The sequence below is a fragment of the Sporosarcina sp. BP05 genome (genome assembly GCF_014282005.1).
In the GTDB taxonomy this organism is placed as follows: Bacteria; Bacillota; Bacilli; order Bacillales_A; family Planococcaceae; genus Sporosarcina.
Genome location: NZ_JACFTD010000029.1, coordinates 1 through 21,174, shown reverse-complemented (window position 1 = coordinate 21,174; position 21,174 = coordinate 1). Strand labels below are relative to the sequence as shown.

The 21,174-nt window shown below is 43.4% G+C and carries 20 protein-coding genes, 1 tRNA gene, 1 other RNA gene and 1 other annotated feature; of the genes, 4 read left to right on the top strand and 18 right to left on the bottom strand.

The features are described 5' to 3' along the window. Positions 1 to 197 precede the first annotated feature (197 nt). The 6 genes from H2672_RS18170 to ffs all read right to left on the bottom strand — a co-directional run bounded on the left by H2672_RS18170 (position 198) and on the right by ffs (position 3,929). Positions 198 to 461, bottom strand: a complete 264-nt coding sequence (locus H2672_RS18170) for a pro-sigmaK processing inhibitor BofA family protein (protein ID WP_186673715.1) — start codon at positions 459 to 461, stop codon at positions 198 to 200. A gap of 55 nt (positions 462 to 516) precedes the next feature. Then, complete coding sequence (locus H2672_RS18165; RefSeq protein ID WP_370569705.1) at positions 517 to 729, bottom strand: YaaL family protein; 213 nt, start codon at positions 727 to 729, stop codon at positions 517 to 519. 13 nt (positions 730 to 742) lie between these two features. Beyond that, positions 743 to 1,339: a recombination mediator RecR gene (recR, locus tag H2672_RS18160; RefSeq protein ID WP_186673713.1), complete on the bottom strand. Its 597-nt coding sequence runs from the start codon at positions 1,337 to 1,339 to the stop codon at positions 743 to 745. 11 nt (positions 1,340 to 1,350) lie between these two features. Beyond that, complete coding sequence (locus H2672_RS18155; protein WP_186673712.1) at positions 1,351 to 1,671, bottom strand: YbaB/EbfC family nucleoid-associated protein; 321 nt, start codon at positions 1,669 to 1,671, stop codon at positions 1,351 to 1,353. A 21-nt stretch (positions 1,672 to 1,692) separates the two neighbouring features. Continuing rightward, on the bottom strand, positions 1,693 to 3,453 hold the full coding sequence (gene dnaX / locus H2672_RS18150) for a DNA polymerase III subunit gamma/tau (protein WP_186673711.1): 1,761 nt from the start codon (positions 3,451 to 3,453) through the stop codon (positions 1,693 to 1,695). 209 nt (positions 3,454 to 3,662) lie between these two features. Beyond that, positions 3,663 to 3,929, bottom strand: an RNA gene (gene ffs / locus H2672_RS18145) — signal recognition particle sRNA large type. A 118-nt stretch (positions 3,930 to 4,047) separates the two neighbouring features. Here ffs and H2672_RS18140 point away from each other — a divergent pair. Then, positions 4,048 to 4,140 (top strand) — tRNA-Ser (locus tag H2672_RS18140). Positions 4,141 to 4,392: 252 nt separating this feature from the next. Here H2672_RS18140 and thrB read toward each other — a convergent pair. From thrB to H2672_RS18125, 3 genes are read right to left on the bottom strand one after another with little or no spacing between them, the layout of a single operon-like run. After that, the gene (gene thrB / locus H2672_RS18135; protein ID WP_186673709.1) at positions 4,393 to 5,286 is read right to left on the bottom strand and encodes a homoserine kinase; all 894 of its coding nucleotides are present in this window, start codon (positions 5,284 to 5,286) and stop codon (positions 4,393 to 4,395) included. Next, on the bottom strand, positions 5,286 to 6,344 hold the full coding sequence (gene thrC / locus H2672_RS18130; RefSeq protein ID WP_186673707.1) for a threonine synthase: 1,059 nt from the start codon (positions 6,342 to 6,344) through the stop codon (positions 5,286 to 5,288). The genes thrB and thrC overlap by 1 nt, the downstream gene beginning before the upstream one ends. Then, entirely contained in the window at positions 6,344 to 7,639 is a 1,296-nt protein-coding gene (locus H2672_RS18125; protein WP_186673705.1) for a homoserine dehydrogenase, read from the bottom strand. Before H2672_RS18125 ends, thrC begins: the two co-directional genes overlap by 1 nt. Positions 7,640 to 7,796: 157 nt before the next feature. Here H2672_RS18125 and H2672_RS18120 point away from each other — a divergent pair, with 157 nt between their 5' ends. Beyond that, positions 7,797 to 9,167: an aspartate kinase gene (locus H2672_RS18120; RefSeq protein ID WP_186673703.1), complete on the top strand. Its 1,371-nt coding sequence runs from the start codon at positions 7,797 to 7,799 to the stop codon at positions 9,165 to 9,167. A gap of 40 nt (positions 9,168 to 9,207) precedes the next feature. On the opposite strand, the gene H2672_RS18115 is transcribed toward H2672_RS18120, so the two are convergent. The 3 genes from H2672_RS18115 to H2672_RS18105 form a co-directional block, all read right to left on the bottom strand. Beyond that, positions 9,208 to 9,900, bottom strand: a complete 693-nt coding sequence (locus H2672_RS18115; protein WP_370569704.1) for a hypothetical protein — start codon at positions 9,898 to 9,900, stop codon at positions 9,208 to 9,210. A gap of 135 nt (positions 9,901 to 10,035) precedes the next feature. After that, positions 10,036 to 10,704, bottom strand: coding sequence for a deoxynucleoside kinase (locus tag H2672_RS18110; protein WP_186673701.1), 669 nt, complete (start codon positions 10,702 to 10,704; stop codon positions 10,036 to 10,038). Continuing rightward, positions 10,691 to 11,338 carry a deoxynucleoside kinase gene (locus H2672_RS18105; RefSeq protein WP_186673700.1) on the bottom strand — a complete coding sequence of 216 codons (648 nt, stop codon included), beginning with the start codon at positions 11,336 to 11,338 and terminating at the stop codon, positions 10,691 to 10,693. Before H2672_RS18105 ends, H2672_RS18110 begins: the two co-directional genes overlap by 14 nt. Before the next feature lie 181 nt (positions 11,339 to 11,519). Here H2672_RS18105 and tadA point away from each other — a divergent pair, with 181 nt between their 5' ends. Next, positions 11,520 to 12,023: a tRNA adenosine(34) deaminase TadA gene (gene tadA, locus H2672_RS18100; protein WP_186673699.1), complete on the top strand. Its 504-nt coding sequence runs from the start codon at positions 11,520 to 11,522 to the stop codon at positions 12,021 to 12,023. 22 nt (positions 12,024 to 12,045) lie between these two features. On the opposite strand, the gene serS is transcribed toward tadA, so the two are convergent. The 3 genes from serS to pdxS form a co-directional block, all read right to left on the bottom strand. Further along, positions 12,046 to 13,323 (bottom strand): serine--tRNA ligase, encoded by a 1,278-nt coding sequence (gene serS / locus H2672_RS18095; RefSeq protein WP_186673698.1) that lies wholly within the window; start codon positions 13,321 to 13,323, stop codon positions 12,046 to 12,048. Between the two features lie 140 nt (positions 13,324 to 13,463). Beyond that, positions 13,464 to 13,682, bottom strand: a binding site (T-box leader). Between the two features lie 79 nt (positions 13,683 to 13,761). Further along, positions 13,762 to 14,337, bottom strand: a complete 576-nt coding sequence (locus tag H2672_RS18090) for an NUDIX hydrolase (RefSeq protein WP_186673697.1) — start codon at positions 14,335 to 14,337, stop codon at positions 13,762 to 13,764. A gap of 67 nt (positions 14,338 to 14,404) precedes the next feature. Beyond that, complete coding sequence (gene pdxS / locus H2672_RS18085; RefSeq protein ID WP_186673696.1) at positions 14,405 to 15,250, bottom strand: pyridoxal 5'-phosphate synthase lyase subunit PdxS; 846 nt, start codon at positions 15,248 to 15,250, stop codon at positions 14,405 to 14,407. Positions 15,251 to 15,538: 288 nt separating this feature from the next. On the opposite strand from pdxS, the gene pdxR reads away from it, so the two are divergent. Then, entirely contained in the window at positions 15,539 to 16,954 is a 1,416-nt protein-coding gene (pdxR, locus tag H2672_RS18080; RefSeq protein WP_186673695.1) for a MocR-like pyridoxine biosynthesis transcription factor PdxR, read from the top strand. A gap of 81 nt (positions 16,955 to 17,035) precedes the next feature. Here the strand turns inward: pdxR and H2672_RS18075 are convergent, their stop codons facing one another. The 3 genes from H2672_RS18075 to H2672_RS18065 form a co-directional block, all read right to left on the bottom strand. Further along, positions 17,036 to 18,382: a serine hydrolase gene (locus H2672_RS18075; protein ID WP_186673693.1), complete on the bottom strand. Its 1,347-nt coding sequence runs from the start codon at positions 18,380 to 18,382 to the stop codon at positions 17,036 to 17,038. A 174-nt stretch (positions 18,383 to 18,556) separates the two neighbouring features. Next, entirely contained in the window at positions 18,557 to 20,020 is a 1,464-nt protein-coding gene (gene guaB, locus H2672_RS18070; protein ID WP_186673691.1) for an IMP dehydrogenase, read from the bottom strand. A 103-nt stretch (positions 20,021 to 20,123) separates the two neighbouring features. Then, positions 20,124 to 20,603, bottom strand: a complete 480-nt coding sequence (locus H2672_RS18065; protein ID WP_186673689.1) for a glutathione peroxidase — start codon at positions 20,601 to 20,603, stop codon at positions 20,124 to 20,126. Between the last annotated feature and the right edge of the window lie 571 nt (positions 20,604 to 21,174).

Below are 21,174 nucleotides of genomic sequence, written 5' to 3'. Positions count from 1 at the left end.
ATTGGCTTAGTTAGAAACGTTTTGCTTGAGTGCGTTAGCACCCTCGCTGTATTTCATTGATGTTTTGCTGTTCAGTTTTCAAGGTTCATTTGTAATGGAATCAACTTGCATTCCTTTGTGTGTTTCGCGTCCCTCACTGGCGACATACATAAGATTACTACGTCTACGAACATAAGTCAACACTTTATAACAAACTTTCATAAAAATATCGCAAAAGCGCATAGCGTAGCGATTCCTGGTATCCCTAATATCGCAAGTAATAGTCCAGACGTGATGTTTACAGGCACATAGATACCCACAAAGCCTCCCGCAACATTCATTGCAAAAAGAACAAGGAACGCAAATGCCAACCGAAACCAATAGACCGATAAACGCTCCAAAGCATTATGGATTTGTTTCTTATCCACAACAACTAATAGAAGGAGAACCAATATAACCACAACAATACCGATAACTTTCACGGGAAACACTCCTTTTCAACGAATGGTCCATTCTATGCGGTCCCGTGAAAATATATCAATCCTTTCCTAACCGTCGAACTTTTGCCTCTTTGTATAAATAAAAGTGTTTGCACTCGGCTATTTTCCGCCTAACAATCACTTCTTGGTCATAATCATTAAGATATCTCTCGATAGCCCTTGCTCGTTCCCACTCTTCTTTCGTTTCTACCATTAATGAATGAAGGCGTTCATCAAACTCTTTTTTTAACTTACTCTTTCGCCTAAACACCGAAGCGGACCCCCTATAACTCCCGACGACCTTCCAGCGCCTTCGATAATGTAACTTCATCCGCGTATTCGAGATCACCGCCGACAGGCAGTCCATGCGCAATTCTAGTTGTTTTGATCCCTGAAGGTCTCACAAGCCTTGATATGTACATCGCAGTCGCTTCTCCTTCTATTGTAGGGTTCGTAGCCAGAATCAATTCCTCAACTTCTTCGTTCTGTAGTCGAACTAGCAAGGATGGAACATTAATGTCTTCAGGACCAACCCCATCCATTGGAGAGATAGCGCCGTGAAGGACATGATAAAGTCCTTTGAAATCCCTCATCTTCTCTAGGGCAATAACGTCTTTCGGGTCTTGAACAACGCAAATTATCGAACTATCGCGCTGTGTATCCTGACAAATGTGGCAGGGATCGATATCTGTAATATGTCCACAAATCGAGCAAAAACGTAGATTCCGTTTAGCGTCAACAAGAGCTTTTGCAAAATCTAACACAGTATCTTCCTTCATACTTAAGACAAAAAACGCCAGACGACCCGCTGTTTTCGGGCCGATACCTGGCAATTTCATAAAACTATCCATCAGTTTTGATATTGGTTCAGGGTAATGCATGTATGTGCCTCCTAGAACATTCCTGGCAGGTTCAATCCTTTTGTGAATTGACCCATCGTCGAGTTCGTTAGTTCTTCCGCCTTAGCCATGGCATCATTAGTAGCAATGACAATAAGGTCTTGTAACATTTCAATATCTTCCGGATCTACTACGGACGGATCAACGATTACTTCGACAACCTGCTTATCTCCAGATACGATGACTTTCACCATACCGCCACCTGCTGCACCCTCAAGACGCTTTTCTCCAAGCTCTTCCTGTGCTACAGCCATTTGTTTTTGCATTTTCTGCATTTGTTTCATCATGCCTTGCATATTTCCCATACCCTTCATGTTTGTTTCCTCCTCTAATTTTTAATCGTCATGGACTTCTATGAAATCTTTACCGAAAATCTTTTCCGCCTCAGTTACAATCGGATCCGCATTTTCCTGTTCTGCTTCCTTTACGAAAGAAAGCATTTCTTCACCAGGTGCCCCTTCATCGGAACCTTCCGGCTCTTGTTGTTTGGCAAGTCCGTTTTTCCGAATAAAGTCGCCCCTTACACTCAACCAACCTTCTTCAGGCACATACACGACTTCGTATGCTTTTCCGGTTCGTGAACGTAAGGCATCTGACAGGCTCGACCGAAGTGACGGATTTTCAGACGCCATGAGGCAATGGATTTCATATTTGAATTTTAACACAAAAGCATTCTCAGATGCTGCGACCGGTTCTGTCTCTTCGAGAAGTGCAGCATGTGACCTTTGCATTGTCTGCATCATGCCCGCCCATTCTTCCCGAATCGTCTTGATGTCTTGTTTTGTCGCAGACTTCAATACTTCATGGATTTTACCCGTCGGAACTTTAAAACCTTGCGATGATTTTGATGCGTTTTTCCGTGGTTGAGCGGATTGATCTGCAGCCGTTTGCTTATTCATCCCGCCACTAGACATCTGTTGCTGTAATTCCATGATTGTACGCTCGAGATCTGCTACCTTCTGCGTAAGCCCTGGGTCAACGGCATGATTGCTGCCACCGACCTGCACAGGGCTGTCAAGATGAATCATTTTCAAAAAGGCAGACTCGATATAGACTTTCGCATGATTGGAGAACCGCATTTCCTGTTGCGTTTTTGCTAGTATATCGATGAACAAGTACAACGTATCCATTTCAAACCGTTGCGCCATTTCCACAAACCGATCATCGCCCGGTATAAGTTCGAGTAAATCTTTTAAACCGGGTGCTGTTCGCAGAAGAAGAAGGTCCCGGAAAAACGTGATTAAATCTTCTGCCAGCCTGGAAACATCTTTCCCCTCCGCAATAAGTCGATCAAGCAACGTCAGCACCATGCCAGCATCTTTACCAAGTAACGCTTCCGCCAACTGATGGAAAATATCTTCACCAATTGAACCAGTTACAAGAAGTGCATCTTCAATTGTTATCTTGTCTCCACTGAACGATACAACTTGGTCGAGCATACTGAGTGCATCACGCATTCCTCCAGAAGCCGCCTGCGCAATTACTTTCAAAGCACTTTCATCAGATTCAATACCCGTATCCGCAAGTACTGTCTTCATTCGATTCGTAATATCAGCCGGTGTTATCGGTTTAAAATCGAAACGCTGACATCTAGAAATAATCGTCAATGGCAGTTTATGTGGTTCCGTGGTTGCTAAGATAAACACGACATGCGATGGTGGTTCTTCAAGTGTTTTCAAAAGCGCGTTGAATGCCGAATTTGATAACATATGTACCTCATCGATAATATATACTTTAAATCGAGCATTCGACGGGGCAAACCGCACCTTTTCAATAATGTCTCGCATTTCCTCAACACGCGAATTCGAAGCCGCATCAAATTCGATGACATCCGTATTCGATCCTTCAGTGATGCTGATACAAGTTAGACATTCATTACACGGTTCTTTTGCCGGGCCATTTTCGCAGTTTAACGCTTTCGCAAAAACTTTCGCGGCACTTGTCTTCCCTGTACCTCTTGGACCCGAGAAAAGATAAGCATGTGTCGTCTTATTATGAAGGAGGGCGTTCTGAAGTGTCTGTTTCACATGTTGTTGCCCGGACATCTCTGCAAATGACTGAGGCCGATATACGCGATAAAAAGCTTGATACACCAACAGTTTCCTCTCCTTTTGACGCAATGCGCTAATGTTTCTATTATAGCACAAACGTATATACGAATCCTTTATTTGATCAATAAGAAAAGCGAATGGCGCCGTCCAACCACCACAGTAAAACGACTTATGATTCGAGGGGTTGGCGCCCGTAGTCTAGACAACAAAAAACTCGTCCGCAGAAACGGACGAGTCGAATTGTGAAATTAATGCCGTGCACCTTCCTCTGACAGCCGCACATAAGCGTTACTCCTGTCGCCAGCTCGGTCTAGGCGACCCCGCGGCACATGAGAAATTCCACTTAATGCTGCTTCCTTCCGGACCTGACATGGTTCATAGGTTCCCATTGCGCGGGACCCAAACGTCAACACTGCGTGCAAGAGGCAGACCCTACAATACGGACAGCCTCGGGAAGGGATTCAGTCTTGCTAGAGCGGATTGCAAGTTACAGGACACCGCTATCTCCCCACCTAGCACGGCACTTACAAGTATACTCAATCTACTAGGTTAAATCAAATAATATCATATGAACAAAAAACTTTTTATAAAACTGTTGACACTTCATTTCAAACATGATAAATTATTAGTTGTTGACACGGAGGTATACCCAAGCTCGGCTGAAGGGATCGGTCTTGAAAACCGACAGGGGAGTCAAATCCCGCGGGGGTTCGAATCCCTCTACCTCCTCCATTTTTTCAACTAAACATATATGCCTGAACTCAAATTCGTTAGTAGATAACGATTTTTTATTTTGCCTATTATATAGTAATTAAACCTCAAGAAGCGGAGCCATTTAACTGGTCCGCTTCTTTTTTATTCTGTCTAGGCTTCAGGCGCCAGACGCTCGGGTCATAAGCAATCCAGCTATGTGGCATAGAACGCCACGTCGCTGGATCGACTTATGCCTGTCGCGTCTAGAAGGCGCCTTCCGCTTTTCTTAATTTAATTAATCACTGCACCCGCAATAGATGGTTTGACAGCAATACACTCATAGTACGGGAACACAACTGCCAATCGCTTTGCCAGTTCGCACTCATTGCCTTGTTTCACAACCACGAATAAAGAAGGACCCGCACCACTGATTGTCATGCCATACGCATCGTACTCATGGCAAATTTCACGGATTCGGTCGAACTCGGCAAATAGCTTCTTACGGTATGGCTCATGAAAGACATCCTTTTCCATCATACGCCCCGCCATTTCCCAATCATCCCGAGCAATCGCTGCCGAAAGCACATTCCCTGCTGCACTGCTACGCGTTGCTTCTGCATGTGAGAGTTGACCCGGTAGAAGTCCCCTAGATGCTTCCGTCAGCAATGCCTCAGGTGGAACAAGTATCACGGCTCCCATTTTTGGTTCCTGAATATGGACGACATCCATTTCCACGCCATCAAAATAAGAAATTGTCGCTCCCCCAAGAAGCGCAGCGGAAATATTATCCGCGTGCCCTTCGTATTTACTGCCTAAAAACACTCTTTCCTTTGCAGAAAGGTCCAATTGAAGAAGCTGGTTCGCAATTTCAATTCCTGCTGCAATTGCTGTTGCACTGCTTCCAAGTCCTTTACCTAGCGGAATATCCGACTGAATGATAAGCCGTGATACAGGTGCAATACGCCCTTGTCGCCTAGCTATATCAGTAATAGTTTTCACAATTAAATTATCTTCTCCGGTCGGTAAATCTTCAAAACCATCGTCTTTATACGTAACTCCCCAAACTTCCGAAGGTGAAACATCCACCGTCATATAAAGGTTAAGTGCAAGTCCGATACTATCGAAGCCTGGCCCAAGATTTGCCGTCGATGCAGGTACGACAACGGAAAAACTGGATTCTACCATTACTTTGTCCCCGCCTTTAACCCACTAAGAAACGCATCAAATTGTTCCCGTGACATCATTGGTTTGTCTTTATTTACTTCAATCGCTGTATCAGGATCTTTTAAACCATTACCCGTCAATACTGCAACTACAGTTGAACCTTTTTTCAACAAGCCGCTCTCCACTTGTTTTTTAACGCCTGCGATTGATGCGCACGAGCCAGGTTCAGCAAAGATGCCTTCAGAAGAAGCGATTAAACTATAAGCTTCTAAAATTTCTTTATCTGTTACAGCAAGAATTGTTCCATTTGATTCTGCTAGGGCATTGTTGGCCAGTTCCCAACTTGCGGGATTACCGATTCGGATCGCCGTCGCAACTGTTTCAGGTTTTTCGAATACGCGGTTATAAACAATTGGTGCAGCTCCGTCGGCTTGTACGCCAAGCAGAACCGGTAACGCAGTACCCTTCTTATCGGCATATTCCTTGAACCCTTTCCAAGCCGCCGAAATATTACCCGCATTCCCAACCGGGAGTGCAAAAATATCCGGTACTTGTCCAAGTTGCTCAATCGTTTCAAATGCAATTGTCTTTTGACCTTCAAGGCGGTATGGGTTAACTGAGTTCACAAGCGCAACGTCGCCCTCGCCCGCTGCACGAACCATAGCCAACGCTTCGTCAAAGTTGCCTTCGATTTCTACAATTTCTGCACCATACATTTTTGCCTGCGCTAATTTTCCAAGTGCGATTCGGCCTTCCGGAATAACAACAATTGTCCGCATTCCAGCACGAGCGCCATATGCCGCCGCCGCTGCAGACGTATTACCCGTTGAGGCACATATAAGAACCTTTTTTCCTTCTTCTTTCGCTTTTGCGACCGCCATAACCATGCCCCGGTCTTTAAATGAACCTGTCGGATTCGTTCCTTCTGTTTTCACGTAAAGGTTGATGCCCCATTGTTCGGATAAATTCGTCATGTGTATGAGGGGGGTATTCCCTTCCTGCAACGTTAATGCTGGTGTATTTTCTGTCACAGGTAACCATTCTTTATATTCCTCAATTAATCCATTCCATCTTTTCATCATTCTTCCCCCTCTACCCGGTAATGGCTTAGTACGCCGATTACCTTTGGTGTCTCGTTCAATTCATTCACAATATCTAAATGCTGTTGTCGCGAAATTTGGTGCGTAATGAAAATCAAGTCTGCATTGGCTTCCTTTTTATCGGAATGCTGAACAACTGTTGCCAGACTTGCACCGTGCTTGCTATAAATAGATGTTAATTTCGTCAGGACGCCAACTTCGTCTCTCACACGAATACGGTGGAAATAACGTGCGAACTTGTTGCTATCACTTTTCACTTTCCGTTCATACTGCGGGGCGTGTAACCTTTTGCCGTTAACACCTAGTAATAAATTACGGCACGCCGCAATAATATCTCCCGTTACAGATGTGGCAGTCGGTAGAGATCCGGCACCCGGTCCATAAAACATTGTTTCTCCGACTGCATCTCCATAAATATACACTGCATTGAACTCATTGTTCACTGATGCCAAAGGATGCGAATTCGGGAAAAATACCGGTTCTACAGCCACTTCGATACCATCTTCGTTCTTCTTAGCTGACCCCGCCAACTTCACCGTATAACCAAACTGCTCGGCCAGTTCTAGATCGCCTTGCTGAATCTCCTTCATTCCTCTTACAAACACGTCTTCTAAACGGACTTCTGTAGAGAAAGACAGCGAAGCCAAAATCACCATTTTGCGCGCCGCATCAATGCCGTCAACATCCGCTGATGGATCTGCCTCTGCAAACCCCAGTGCTGTCGCCTCTGCCAATGCATCTTCATAGGACATTTTTTCGTGTTTCATTTTCGTTAAGATGAAGTTCGTTGTCCCATTCACAATACCCGTCAATGCACTGATCCGGTCAGAGGCAAGTCCATCTTCAAGTGTGCGGATTAACGGAATCCCGCCACCAACACTCGCTTCGTAAAACAAATCACACTTGTTTTCATCCGCTAGCTTCAATAACCCAGGACCGAATTCTGCCATAACATCCTTATTTGCTGTTACGACACCTTTTCCAGCACGTAGGGAGCGTTCAATCGCTTCTCTCGCATCATAGGTCCCGCCCATCACTTCTACTATTACATCGATAGACGGATCTTCAAGCACTTCATATAAATTATCCGTGAACACTTCTAAAGGAAGCGTTGTTTCTCGGTCTTTATGTACGTTTTTCACTAGAACTTTTTTAATTTTGACAGGAACGCCAAGTTTATGATGCAGGTCTTCTTGATGATCCTGCAAGATTTTAGCCACTCCGCTACCGACAACCCCAAATCCTAATAACCCAATGTTAATTTCATTTTTCATTGACGATTCTCCTAACTATATGTACACTATGGAAAAACAATTGTTCTTCGCATAAAGACATTATAGTGAAATATTCGGATAATAACAACCCTATTTGCGATAAAATCGTAGAATTAATAGATTCCCCCCATTAAAAAATAGATTGGATTTGATGACTGTGAAAGTTTGTAAATTTGGTGGCACTTCGGTCGCGTCGGCCGATCAAATAAAAAAAGTTGCACAAATCGTAAAAGCTGATCCTAGTCGTAAAGTTATTGTTGTCTCGGCACCCGGCAAACGGTTTAGCTCGGACGAAAAAGTAACAGATCTACTCATCCAACTAGCTGAAAAAGCCCTTAAGGGGGAAAACACAGAAATAGAACTGAAGGAAGTAGTAGCTCGCTATCAACAAATCGCTGCCGGACTCGGTCTTTCAATGGAAATCGTATCAGTTATCGAAAACGATTTGCAGGAACGCCTTGTTAACAATAATAACGACGCCAGTCTTTTTATGGATTGCTTGAAAGCATCTGGGGAAGACAACAACGCGAAGTTAATCGCCGCCTACTTCACACATATTGGAATGGATGCACACTATATGTGTCCAAAAGAGGCCGGTCTACTTGTCAATGAACGGCCTGAACGGGTACGTGCATTGCCCGAAGGCGATGATCGTCTCGTACAATTACGTAATAAACCAGGTATTATCGTTTTCCCAGGCTTTTTTGGCTATACGAAAGACGGAACACTGCGGACGTTCAACAGAGGTGGATCGGACATCACAGGATCGCTGCTTGCTGCAGCGACAGAAGCCGAGCTGTATGAAAACTTTACAGACGTCGATTCGGTCTTCGCAGCCAACCCGAATGTCGTCGACAATCCGGTCGGCATCGATAAAATGACTTACCGTGAAATGCGGGAACTAGCCTATGCTGGATTCTCTGTCTTCCACGACGAAGCACTCATGCCTGCATTCCGTCGTTCTGTTCCCGTATGCATTAAAAACACCAATAATCCAGATGCTCCGGGAACACTTATCGTCAATGAACGAAATTACTTTGCACAGCCAGTCATTGGTATTGCCGCTGACAGCGGATTTTCCACACTGTTTGTCGATAAATATTTAATGAACCAGGAAATCGGTTTCGGAAGAAAGTTATTGCAAATCTTAGAGGAAGAAGAAGTTTCATTCGAACATACGCCTTCCGGTATTGATAATTTGTCCGTCATTATCAGAAGTAAATTCCTTAATGCGGATAAAGAAGCACGGATTGTACGCCGGGTGAAAGAGGAATTGAATGCGGATCATGTCCATATGCATTCCAATTACTCCATGATCGTACTTGTTGGGGAAGGAATGCGTCATTCCACTGGACTTGCTGCGCGTGCCGCCTCTGCTATCGCACGCACAGGTGCCAGTATCCAGATGATTAACCAAGGTTCATCAGAAGTGAGTCTTGTCTTCGGCGTTCATAAAGCCGATGAAAATAAAATCTTGAAGGAGTTATACGCTGAATTTTTTCTGAAGTCTGCGGTCCTCTCTAACTAAAAAGTAGCACACCATCTCATTGGATGGTGTGCCATTTGTCTTAACATAGTGGCATAAACATACCTGGAAATTGCTTAACAATGCCACCCGCTATCATATCCGACATTTCTAATGCTTCCGCTTCGATTTTATCGAACACTGCAATATCAGCCTTATAGTTTTTCTGAAGCATATAAACCGCTTCCTGTTTAGTTAAATCCAAATGCGTGTAAAACATTTTTCTGACTTCTTCTTTTCCCAAATACGGATTGATGCTACTTAAAAATTCGGCGATTTCATCTGCATTCCTATACCATTGTTTCTCTGTTTCCACCGCCTTCTTCGCATCCCCTTTTGCAGCTGCCGTTACTAATTCAGCAGCTAATACTAAATGTTCCTTAATCAGTGTGGCGTATCTATCCGCTATTTTATCGCCATAAAAAGGCCGTAAGCAATTTCCCAAATCCGTCGCATTTCTTAAAAGACGTTCTTGGACAACCGGTAAATCTGGCAAGCCGAATACGATACCCATAATCGTCATCCTCGTCCAGTTAACATGCTCCATCCAGAGAAGCCGGTTCATACTCATAAAATCGACTTCCGCCTTACTTATGCAACGTCTGCCATATAAATCAGTCTGGTTATTCAAGATATACCTGACCGGCGCTGTATATTGTGAATATGGCCTCTGGTAGCTAGTGTTATTAACCGGCCGAATAGGATAAGAGGGTAATCCATTCGAATAAGGGATCACTTCACAATCACTCCTTTAATCTTGATGCAATTTGGCTGCATTGGATACCAGCACACTACATCTTATTCGAATTAGGTAAGACTCGTGAAATAAAAAATGCAGCCCATGTCAATGGCTGCATTCTCGTAGTTCAGTTTATTTTTTTAAAAGTGATGTCTGCCTGAGGGAATGGCCAATTTTCTCGACAATCGATTCCACTTCTTCGGGTTTATTAATAAGATCATAGTCATTAATATCAAGACGTAATACTGGGCACGCATTGAATGAATTAATCCAATTCTCATAACGCCCGTACATCTCTTCCCAGTAAGTAATTGGCGTGTCTTGTTCCATTGCACGACCGCGTTCTTTAACGCGAGAAATAATCCCGTCAAGCGGCCCCTCCAAGTAAACTAGCAAATCTGGATGCGGGAAATACGGCGTCATAACCATCGCTTCAAACAGATTGGTATACGTATCATAATCAACGGGATTCATCGTCCCTTTTTCCATATGCATTTTCGCAAAAATACCTGTATCTTCATAAATCGAACGGTCTTGGATAAAGCCTCCGCCATATTCAAAAATCCGTTTCTGCTCTTTGAAGCGCTCTGCCAGGAAATAAATCTGTAAATGGAAGCTCCATTTCTCAAAGTCCTTGTAAAAAAGATCAAGATATGGATTCTGCTCGACATTTTCAAATGATGTCCTGAAGTGGAGAGCATCTGCAAGCCCCTGTGTCATCGTTGACTTGCCGACACCAACTGTCCCTGCAATTGTAATGACTGCATTTTGTGGGATACCGTATTTTTCACGTAAGTTCATTCAATGTAACTCCTTTTCGTATCGTCGCATCGACAGTATCTAAAATGAATTGCAGATCCTTTTCATTGTTTACAAAATCAAGATCATCTCCGTTGAACCGAAGAACAGGAATTTCAGGATGTGCTGATTCAAAATATGTGATGAACGTCTCGTAATCTTCCGCAAGTTGCTGTAAATATGCAGGATCCATGTTTTTCTCAAATTTACGCCCTCGCTGTGAAATGCGCTTCATAAGCGTGTCTAGGCTCGCATGTAGGTAGACAATTATATTGGGAACGGGCATGTCCTTCGTCAAAATTTTATAGATTTCCTCGTACTTCACATATTCTGTTGGATCTAATGTACGTTTTGCAAAAATGAGATTCTTAAAAATATGGTAATCAGCTACAACCGGTTTTTGTTTAATTAGTATCTCGGTTTTCGTATCGCTGAGCTGTTTATATCGATTACATAGAAAAAACATTTCTGTTTGGAAACTCCATTCCTCGATGTTGTCATAAAATTTATTTAGAAATGGATTTTCATCCACGATTTCTTTTAGTTGATGGAATTGCTGTGTGTCCGCGATTGCCTTGGAAAGTGACGTTTTTCCAACCCCAATCGGACCTTCGACCGCTATGAACGGAACAGACATCAGAAATCCTCCTTCACGTCGTATTTATACAATGCTCTTCATTTTATCACACGGTTGAAATGAAAAACAGCACCCAGCCATTGTTTCACAGTCATCAACATTTAGACTTTTTCCACGTGGAACAATTTGAAAAACAAAAGTTGCTATTTAGATGCTACACTATCACCAAGGAGTGATGATTTTGGATACTTTTAATAAAGACCGACACTATATGCAGATGGCAATTGACGAAGCGATGAAAGCACAGGCTCTTGGCGAAGTACCCATAGGTGCGATCATCGTTCATGACGATAAAGTAATTGCACGGGCACATAATTTGCGAGAAACCACCCAAAACGCGGTCACTCATGCGGAATTATCTGCAATTCAGGATGCATGTCAAGAAATCGGCAGCTGGCGCCTTGAAGATACAACTTTATACGTGACACTCGAGCCATGCCCAATGTGCGCAGGTGCTATTTTACAATCTAGAATTCCACGTGTTGTCTACGGTGCTCGTGATCCAAAAGGTGGTTGCGTCGATTCACTCTATCGCTTGTTGAACGATCCAAGATTTAATCATGAATGTGATGTAGTTGAAGGTGTGTCGGCGGATGAATGTGGGGAGATGCTGACGGCATTTTTCAGGGCTATTCGTGAACGAAAAAAGAAAAAGAAAAAAGAAATCGTGCAGGACGTCAAATGACACCTTGCACGATTTTTGTTTTTTAAAGGGTAATAACTTCTTTTCCACCCATATACGGACGAAGAACCTCAGGAATAACGACAGAACCATCTTCCTGCTGATAATTTTCAAGAATTGCTGCCACAGTACGGCCAATTGCTAGCCCACTACCGTTCAATGTGTGAACATATTCTGGTTTTGCACCTGCTTCACGGCGGAAGCGAATATTTGCACGACGTGCTTGGAAGTCTTCAAAGTTTGAACAAGAAGAGATCTCACGGTACAAGTTTTGTGTTGGAATCCACACTTCTAGATCATACTTCTTCGCTGCAGTGAAGCCAAGGTCCGCAGTACACATTTTAAGGGCACGGTAAGGAAGTTTTAATAACTGCAACACTTTTTCAGCGTGTCCTGTTAGTTTTTCAAGTTCATCATAAGAATCTTCCGGCTTCACAAAACGAACCAACTCTACTTTGTTGAACTGATGCTGACGTATTAGACCACGTGTATCACGGCCAGCAGATCCCGCCTCTGAACGGAAGTTCGTGCTATACGCCGCAAATGCAACTGGTAATTGTGCAACATTCAAGATTTCATCGCGGTGGAAGTTCGTTACAGGCACTTCAGATGTTGGAATAAGGAAGTAATCCTCTTCATTGACTAAAAATGCATCTTCCTCAAACTTCGGTAGCTGTCCTGTACCCGTTAAGCTAGTACGATTCACCAAATACGGCGGCAACATTTCTTCATAACCGTGTTCTTCGATATGAAGATCAAGCATGAAGTTAATCAATGCGCGCTCAAGGCGAGCCCCAAGTCCACGGTAAAAGACAAAACGACTTCCTGTCACTTTTGCAGCACGTTCGAAATCAAGTAGATTTAAATCAGTACCCACTTCCCAGTGCGGCTTTGGTTCAAATCCGAATTCAGGCTTCTCTCCCCACACACGTATTTCGACATTGTCGTCTTCGCTATCGCCGACGGGAACGCTGTCATGCGGGATATTAGGGGTGCGCATCATGATATAGTTCAATTCTTCTTCAACTGTATTCAGTTCTTCGTCAAGTTTTTTGATATCGTCTCCGACTTGGCGCGTACGTGCAATAACATCATCTGCATTTTCTTTGTTGCGCTTCATTTCAGCGACCTTTTGAGATACTTCGTTGCGTTCCGCTTTTAAGGTTTCAACTTTTGCAATCAGTTCTCTACGTTTATCATCAAGAACTTGGAATTTATCAAGCTGAGAAATATCCTCCCCGCGTTTAGAAAGCTTCTCTTTCACTTCATCAAAATTTGCACGGACTTTTTTAATATCTAGCATGAATAATTCCTCCTTAATTTTTAGACGATAATGGAAAGTGGACAATAAAGAAAAGCATAAGCGCCTGGTCAAGGGGCACTTATGACCCCGAGCCCCTTGGCGCTGAAGCTGGACAACAAAAAAAGCCCTCGATTCCCTATAAAAGGGACGAGAACTACCCGCGTTGCCACCCAAATTGACTGAACAACTAAGTCCAATCCACTCCATTGAAATAACGGCTCAACTGCCGGCTCAGGCCTACTAAACGGTTCAGCCCAGCTACTCAGGGACGGATTCACAAGTGTTTTTATCGGCTCGCACCACCCGCCGACTCTCTTAAAAAAAACGCGCTTGTTACTGCTTCCCATCATCGTCTCATGTTTGAAATTACCCTTACTTTACTACAAGGTTGTTTTTTTGGCAAGTCGAACAAAGAAAAAATGTATCCGCTTTCTTAGATTATCGCTTAAGGATATGTGCAACTTGTTCAAAATAATTTCTTTCATGTGGAACAAAGTCAATGAGACCAATTTCCGCCAGTGTCCCATCAAAAATATTGACGCATTTAACTATCTTTATTTCATTACTAAAAAGATCTATCAGTGCTTTTCGCTCCACGACATAAACACTTTCTACTTCCTCACGCTGCAATGTAAAATTGCTTGCGGTGAATGTTGAGACGTACAAGAAGACATTCGAAAACTCACGGTCAAAAAAGTTGGGCAATTTGATATTGTTCTGCACGACACCTTTCGAATGTAGCTTCGTTAGATCAACTTCTATCCCTAATTCCTCTTCCACCTCACGTATGCCATCTGCCACAGTCTCAGTCGAGAGAATATGTCCGGCTGCGGTAATGTCAAACAACCCAGGGAAGTCTTTTTTCACGGCGCTTCGTTTTTGAATATAGACAAACTGATTATCGACTAACCAGCAGTGAAATGTTTCATGCCACAGTCCCTCGCGGTGGACTTTGTCTCTATTCTCATCCCTCAAATAGGTATAGTTTTCATCAAAAACTTTTAGTTGTTCCATTCTAATCACCTCTATTATTAAGTATACAAAAAAGCGAGAGATTTCTCCCCCGCTTTTTCTTAATTAATTACCAACCACGCACTGACATAAGCTCTTCTTCTCGAAGGGTACCGATTTCTAACCCCTTCATCGGTTCGCCGATGTCTTTAGACAGTTCGCCAATCAGTTTATAGTCTTTGAAGTTTTCTGTTGCCTTAACAATTGCACGTGCAAATTTCTCAGGATTTTCAGATTTGAAGATACCTGAACCTACAAATACGCCGTCTGCTCCAAGTTCCATCATAAGTGCAGCATCTGCAGGCGTTGCCACGCCGCCCGCTGCATAGTTTGTTACAGGGAGACGTCCGTGTTTTTTGATGGCAAGGAGGATTTCATAAGGTGCGCCAAGATTACGCGCTTCCGTCATGACTTCGTCGTCATTCATATGAACGAGTCTGCTCACTTGGGCATTTACCATACGAAGGTGACGCACCGCTTCAACAATATTACCCGTTCCCGGTTCGCCTTTTGTACGAAGCATTTTAGCGCCTTCGCCAAGACGGCGTGCTGCTTCTCCAAGATCACGTGCTCCACAAACGAATGGCACACTGTAGATACTCTTCAGCAAGTGGAATTCTTCATCTGCCGGAGTAAGTACTTCACTTTCATCAATGTAATCAACACCAAGTGCCTCAAGGACGCGAGCTTCAGAAATATGGCCGATACGCGCTTTCGCCATAACTGGAATTGACACAGCACCTTGTACGTCTGTGATGATGCGTGGATCCGCCATGCGTGCAACCCCGCCTGCTTTTCTTATATCAGAAGGGACACGCTCAAGTGCCATTACCGCAATTGCACCTGCCGCCTCCGCTATTTTTGCTTGCTCTGCATTAATGACGTCCATAATGACGCCGCCGTATTTAAAATTCATATACCCTTCCCCCTTTTCTTATTGTCTAGAGTCCAGCGCCTAGAGGCTCGGAGGCCCACAGGATGTGGGTCACGCAGACATTGCCGCAGGACGCGGCGAACTTTGGCTGTGATCATTGATTGCTGTGCTGACTTATACGGCACAGTACGCCGTATAGCCAGCCCATCTTATGTCTGCCGCCTCTGAACAGGCGCTTCCTTCTTTTCTTATTGTTCAGTATAATAGAGTATGACCTTATTGAAATACTCAGTTCCGAACAAATTGAAGGGGTCAGGTGGAGTGATTGCTGTGGAGATGCTATTAATCAAATTGGAGAAAAGTACAGATACCCCGTTATATGAACAAATGTACAACCAAATACGACGGGATATTACGGATGGCAAATTGCCAGTTGGCATGAAACTTCCTTCGAAACGAAAACTCGGTGACTTTCTTGATGTAAGCCAGACGACGGTTGAACTTGCCTATGCACAGCTTGCAGCGGAAGGGTATATTTCATCGAAACCTCGAAAAGGTTTTTACGTGCAGGCGATTGAAGAACTAGCTTACGCCCAACCGATGCAGCTTTCCCTGAAAAAGTCGGCTGAAAAAGTTGAAGATATAACCTTCGACTTCTCGCCGGGTAAAATCGATACGGAGTCATTCCCTTTTACGCAATGGAGAAAGTACGCAAAAGACGTTATGGATGAGTCCTCCAAGGACCTCCTACTTCTTGGACATCCCCATGGTGATTGGGAACTTCGTCAAGAAATTGCACGCTATTTATATCACTCACGCGGCGTTGATTGTACGCCCGAGCAGGTCATCATTGGTTCTGGTACAGAACAACTTATGCCGCTTGTTATCCGTATTCTAGGGACTGAAGCGACATATGCAATCGAGGACCCTGGCTACCCACTTACTCATCATGTTTTTTTCCACAATAACAGGGAAGCAATTCCGATTGTTGTCGATGAAGAAGGAATGGATGTAAGGTCTCTACAACACTCAGGCGCGACTGTTGCCTATGTGACTCCCTCTCATCAATTCCCTACCGGAATCGTCCTCTCAGCGGCGCGCAGGACTGCTTTGTTGAACTGGGCATCATCAGGTGACGAACACTTTATCATCGAAGACGATTATGACAGTGAGTTTCGATACATTGGAAGGCCAATACCTTCCTTGCAGGGTATGGATAAAGGCGGTAACGTCATTTATTTAAGCACATTTTCAAAATCTCTGATGCCATCGCTACGGATTGCTTATATGGTGCTTCCCCCAATGTTGCTAAACCGTTATGAAAAAGCATTCATTCATTATTCAGCAACTGTACCGCGACTTGACCAGCATATCCTTGCCCGCTTCATGGCTGATGGACACTTTTCGCGCCATTTGAACAGGATGCGGAAAATATATAAACGAAAACTCCAAGTTCTCACGGAGGCCCTGTCATCCTACGCTCCACACGTTTCATTTTCCGGTGATGAGGCAGGCATGCATATTATCCTTACCATTCATACTGAGACAAATGAAAAATCCCTGGCAGTAGCGGCAAGGAGTGCAAATATCCGCGTATACGGTTTAAATGGCTACAGAACAACTCCCAAAGAAGGTGAACCATCCTTTCTTCTAGGCTTCGGTGGCCTTTCTACACAAGCCATTAAACAGGCCATCGAGGATCTTATGTATGCATGGTCCATTAAAAAAGGCGAAGAATCCATTTAAGGATTCTTCGCCTTTATGTTTTAAAAGATAAGAAAGTAAGAGTTTTTCACCTGGAGCAATGTCTAGACTCCAGCGCTTTTCTTATTTAAACAAACCTTTTACAAATCCTGTTGCACCATTCCAAACGCTTGCAAAGAATTCACCGATTGCGCTCATTGTAAGCGAGAACCAACCAGCCTTCTCAACTGCATCCTTCGTAACGACATCAGCTCCCGGATTATCGGAATCGATGAAGCCAGAATCTGTTCCTTCTTTTTTCACGAGATTCACATGACCGACAACTGTACCTTTTTTAACAGGTGCTTGAAGTGCATTGTCCTTCATTTTTGACGCATCAATCACAAGTTCAGGTACATAGAGATCTTTTTCACTCGTTTTCACCATCATACGGATTGGTTCCTTTACCTCTACAGCGACAGTTTTCACTTTTCCTTTGACAACGTCGAGCGTTTTAGAATCTTTAAACTGATAACCTGCCGGGACGAATTCCACTTCAGAGAATTGGCCGAAACCGTAGTCGAACAAAGCGCGCGTCGCATCGAATCGTGCTTTGTACGAACCTACGCCTTTCGCATCAACCGCTTTCATAACAACCGCAATGACCCGTTTACCATCGCGTGTCGCCGTCCCAGTAAAGTTATGCCCTGCAAATTCTGTTGTACCTGTCTTAAGGCCGTCAACGCCTTCATATTCATAAACAAACCCCGGAAGCATGAAGTTCCAGTTGTCCATTTTGATAGCGTCAGACGTACCTTCGCGGAATATTTTTGTATTGATCTTAGTCGTTTCCAAAACTTCCGGATAGTCATGTAACAAACGGTAGGCAAGTTTTGCTACCGACTTTGCAGGCATAACGTTCTCGTCTTTGGCGCCTGTCCCTTGTGGGTGCATACCTTGAAGATCGCTATTATTCAAACCCGTCGAATTGACAAATTTATAATCTTTCAAGCCAAGCTCTTCTGCTTTCGCATTCATCAGCTTTAAAAATTCAGTTTCTGTTCCTGCAATTGTTTCAGCAACAGCTATTGTCGCCCCGTTTGCAGAATAAATTGCTACCGCTTCATACAATTCACGAATCGTATACGTACCATCTCTTCGCAGTGGAACATTACTAAGCCGACGATCTTGTGAAACGGCATATGTATAATCGTTCACTTTATATTCCTGATCCCAGCTTATTTTACCTTCTTCAATTGCTTCGAAAAGGATATATTCGGTCATCATTTTCGTCATACTTGCAATGCCTAGTGGCTTATCCGCATTTTCTTCATATAATATCTTTCCACTTTCTGCGTCAATTAAAATTGCACCATCAACATGGAGTCCTAGTGCTGAGTCGGCGTAAACCGGAACCGTCCCGAGTGTCATTATTAGTAGCAGCGGCATTAACAAAAACGCCACCCATCTTCTCATTTCTCGCTTCACCATAATACCTCCATCATTGCTATTTCCCTAAGTCATTTTATCATATTTCCGCTACTCTTTGGGAACTAAACCAAAAAAGCACCTTTCCGCTCATATGTAGACGCAGGAAAGGTGCTGATGTTCCTTCATTCCGACCAAAAACTTAAGAAACGTTAATTCTTCAGTCCAAATCTTTTATCAAAGCGAATAGTTCGGAGCTTCTTTTGTAATTTGTACTTGGTGTGGATGACTTTCACGTAATCCTGCACCTGTCATACGGATGAACTGTGCTTTTTCACGCAGATCATTCAGATCTTTTGTACCACAATAGCCCATTCCTGCACGAACACCGCCGATTAGCTGATGAATCGTATCAGACAAGGGACCTTTATAAGGCATACGTCCTTCAATTCCCTCAGGTACAAGTTTTTTTGCATCATCTTGGAAGTAACGATCTTTAGAACCACGCTCCATTGCGGCAATCGATCCCATACCACGGTAGACTTTAAAACGGCGTCCTTGGAAAATTTCAGTTTCCCCTGGACTTTCCGTCGTTCCTGCAAGAAGACTTCCAAGCATGACAACATGTCCACCAGCAGCAAGTGCTTTGACAATATCACCAGAATATTTAATACCGCCATCTGCAATAATCGTCTTACCTAACTTACGCGCTTCTGAAGCACATTCGTAGATAGCTGTGATTTGTGGAACACCTACACCTGCAACGACACGCGTTGTACAGATTGAACCAGGGCCAATTCCAACTTTTACAACATCTGCACCCGCTTCAAAGAGCGCACGTGTACCTTCTGCAGTCGCTATATTACCCGCGATAATTTCAAGTTCTGGGAACCGCTGTCTGATTTGAGCAACCACATCTAGAACACCTTTAGAATGCCCGTGTGCCGTGTCAATAACGATAACGTCGACTTCAGCTTTCACAAGCTTCTCTACACGTACCATCGTGTCAGTCGTAACACCAACCGCAGCACCGACAAGCAATCGACCTTGTTTATCTTTCGCCGCATTTGGGAACTCAATTACTTTTTCAATATCCTTGATTGTAATCAAACCTTTGAGGATTCCGTTGTCATCGACAATTGGAAGCTTCTCAATTTTATACTTTTGCAAGATTTTCTCTGCATCTTCCAAGGTTGTGCCTACAGGCGCAGTCACAAGGTTTTCTTTCGTCATAACATCATCGATAACAAGTGAGTAATCTTGGATGAAACGAAGATCACGGTTCGTCAGGATACCGACAAGTTTCAATTCTTCATTATTATTCACAATTGGAACACCAGAAATGCGGTATTTACTCATCAAATGCTCGGCGTCGAAAACCTGATGCTCAGGTGATAGGAAGAATGGGTTAGTAATTACACCATTTTCAGAGCGTTTTACCGTGACAACTTGTTCAGCCTGCTCTTCAATGCTCATGTTTTTATGAATGATACCAAGTCCACCTTGACGTGCCATGGAAATTGCCATCTTCGACTCAGTAACTGTATCCATTCCTGCACTAATAACCGGAATGTTTAATTTTATCTTACTTGTCAAATTGACAGAGAGCGACACATCTTTAGGTAATACTTCAGAAGGTCCCGGTACAAGCAAGACATCATCGAAAGTAAGCCCTTCACGCGTAAATTTTGATTCCCACATTTCAATATACCCCCTATTAGTTTCAATTGAATATTATTAAAAGGTTATCAGCGGGCACAATAGCTGTCAAGTCAGTAATAACAAGTAAAAGTATTCCTATTATTCACTGAATGACTCGACTTATTGCGTTCTTCATTTTAATGGGTGACGTTTGAGGCGCAAACCGCTCTACGACATTCCCTTTTCGGTCAATTAAAAACTTAGTAAAGTTCCATTTCACGCTCTTTGTAAGCACCCCTTTCTGCTGGGAAATCAGATACGTGAACAACGGTTCCGTATTATCACCCTTCACATCCACTTTTGCGAACATCGGAAAGTTTACACCAAAATTGATTTCACAAAACTCCAGCGTCTTTTCAATGTCATCGAATTCTTGATCCTTAAAGTTATCAGATGGAAAGCCAAGTACAACTAGGCCTTGCTCTTTATATTCATCATATAATTCCTGTAATTCTTTAAACTGGCTGGTAAAGCCACATTTACTTGCAGTATTTACGATAATTAAAGGCTTACCTTTATAGTCTTCCATAGATTGAATTTCACCATTTATTTTTTTGACTGAGAATTCATAGATTGTGCCCATAGAATTAGCTCCTTTAACTTTAGTTATCTACAAACAATAGGCTGTTTTGAAGATAATTACAAGGATTGGGGTCCGAATAACAGCGCATATCACTTCAATGCTATCAATAACTTGATGGCTATCCGAGACTGATTGTATAAACAGGGATATAGACTCTATCACACTGTAGACCACTCATATTATCAAATGGATTAATTACAGATGGGTATGTTGAATAAAAAATGACATTTTTCTTCGTACTTCTAACTCCAACCCTATTCCCCCACTAACTTCTTCAACAACTACCCGTAAAAATAAACACAAAAAAAGCCATTACCTATAAGGCAATGACCTTTCAATGAGACTGGCGGCGTCCTACTCTCGCAGGGGGAAACCCCCAACTACCATCGGCGCGCGAGCTTAACTTCCGTGTTCGGGCTACGAAACGCGATGCGCAGCAGATTTCTTCGTCAGCTTCAGTTGTCCGGTTCTCACGTATTCCATACGCTCCGATCCTCCTACCTTCACTTCCTCGAACTCCACCGCACCTCCCCGTTGATGCGAGATAAATGTATTTACAGGTATTTAAAAG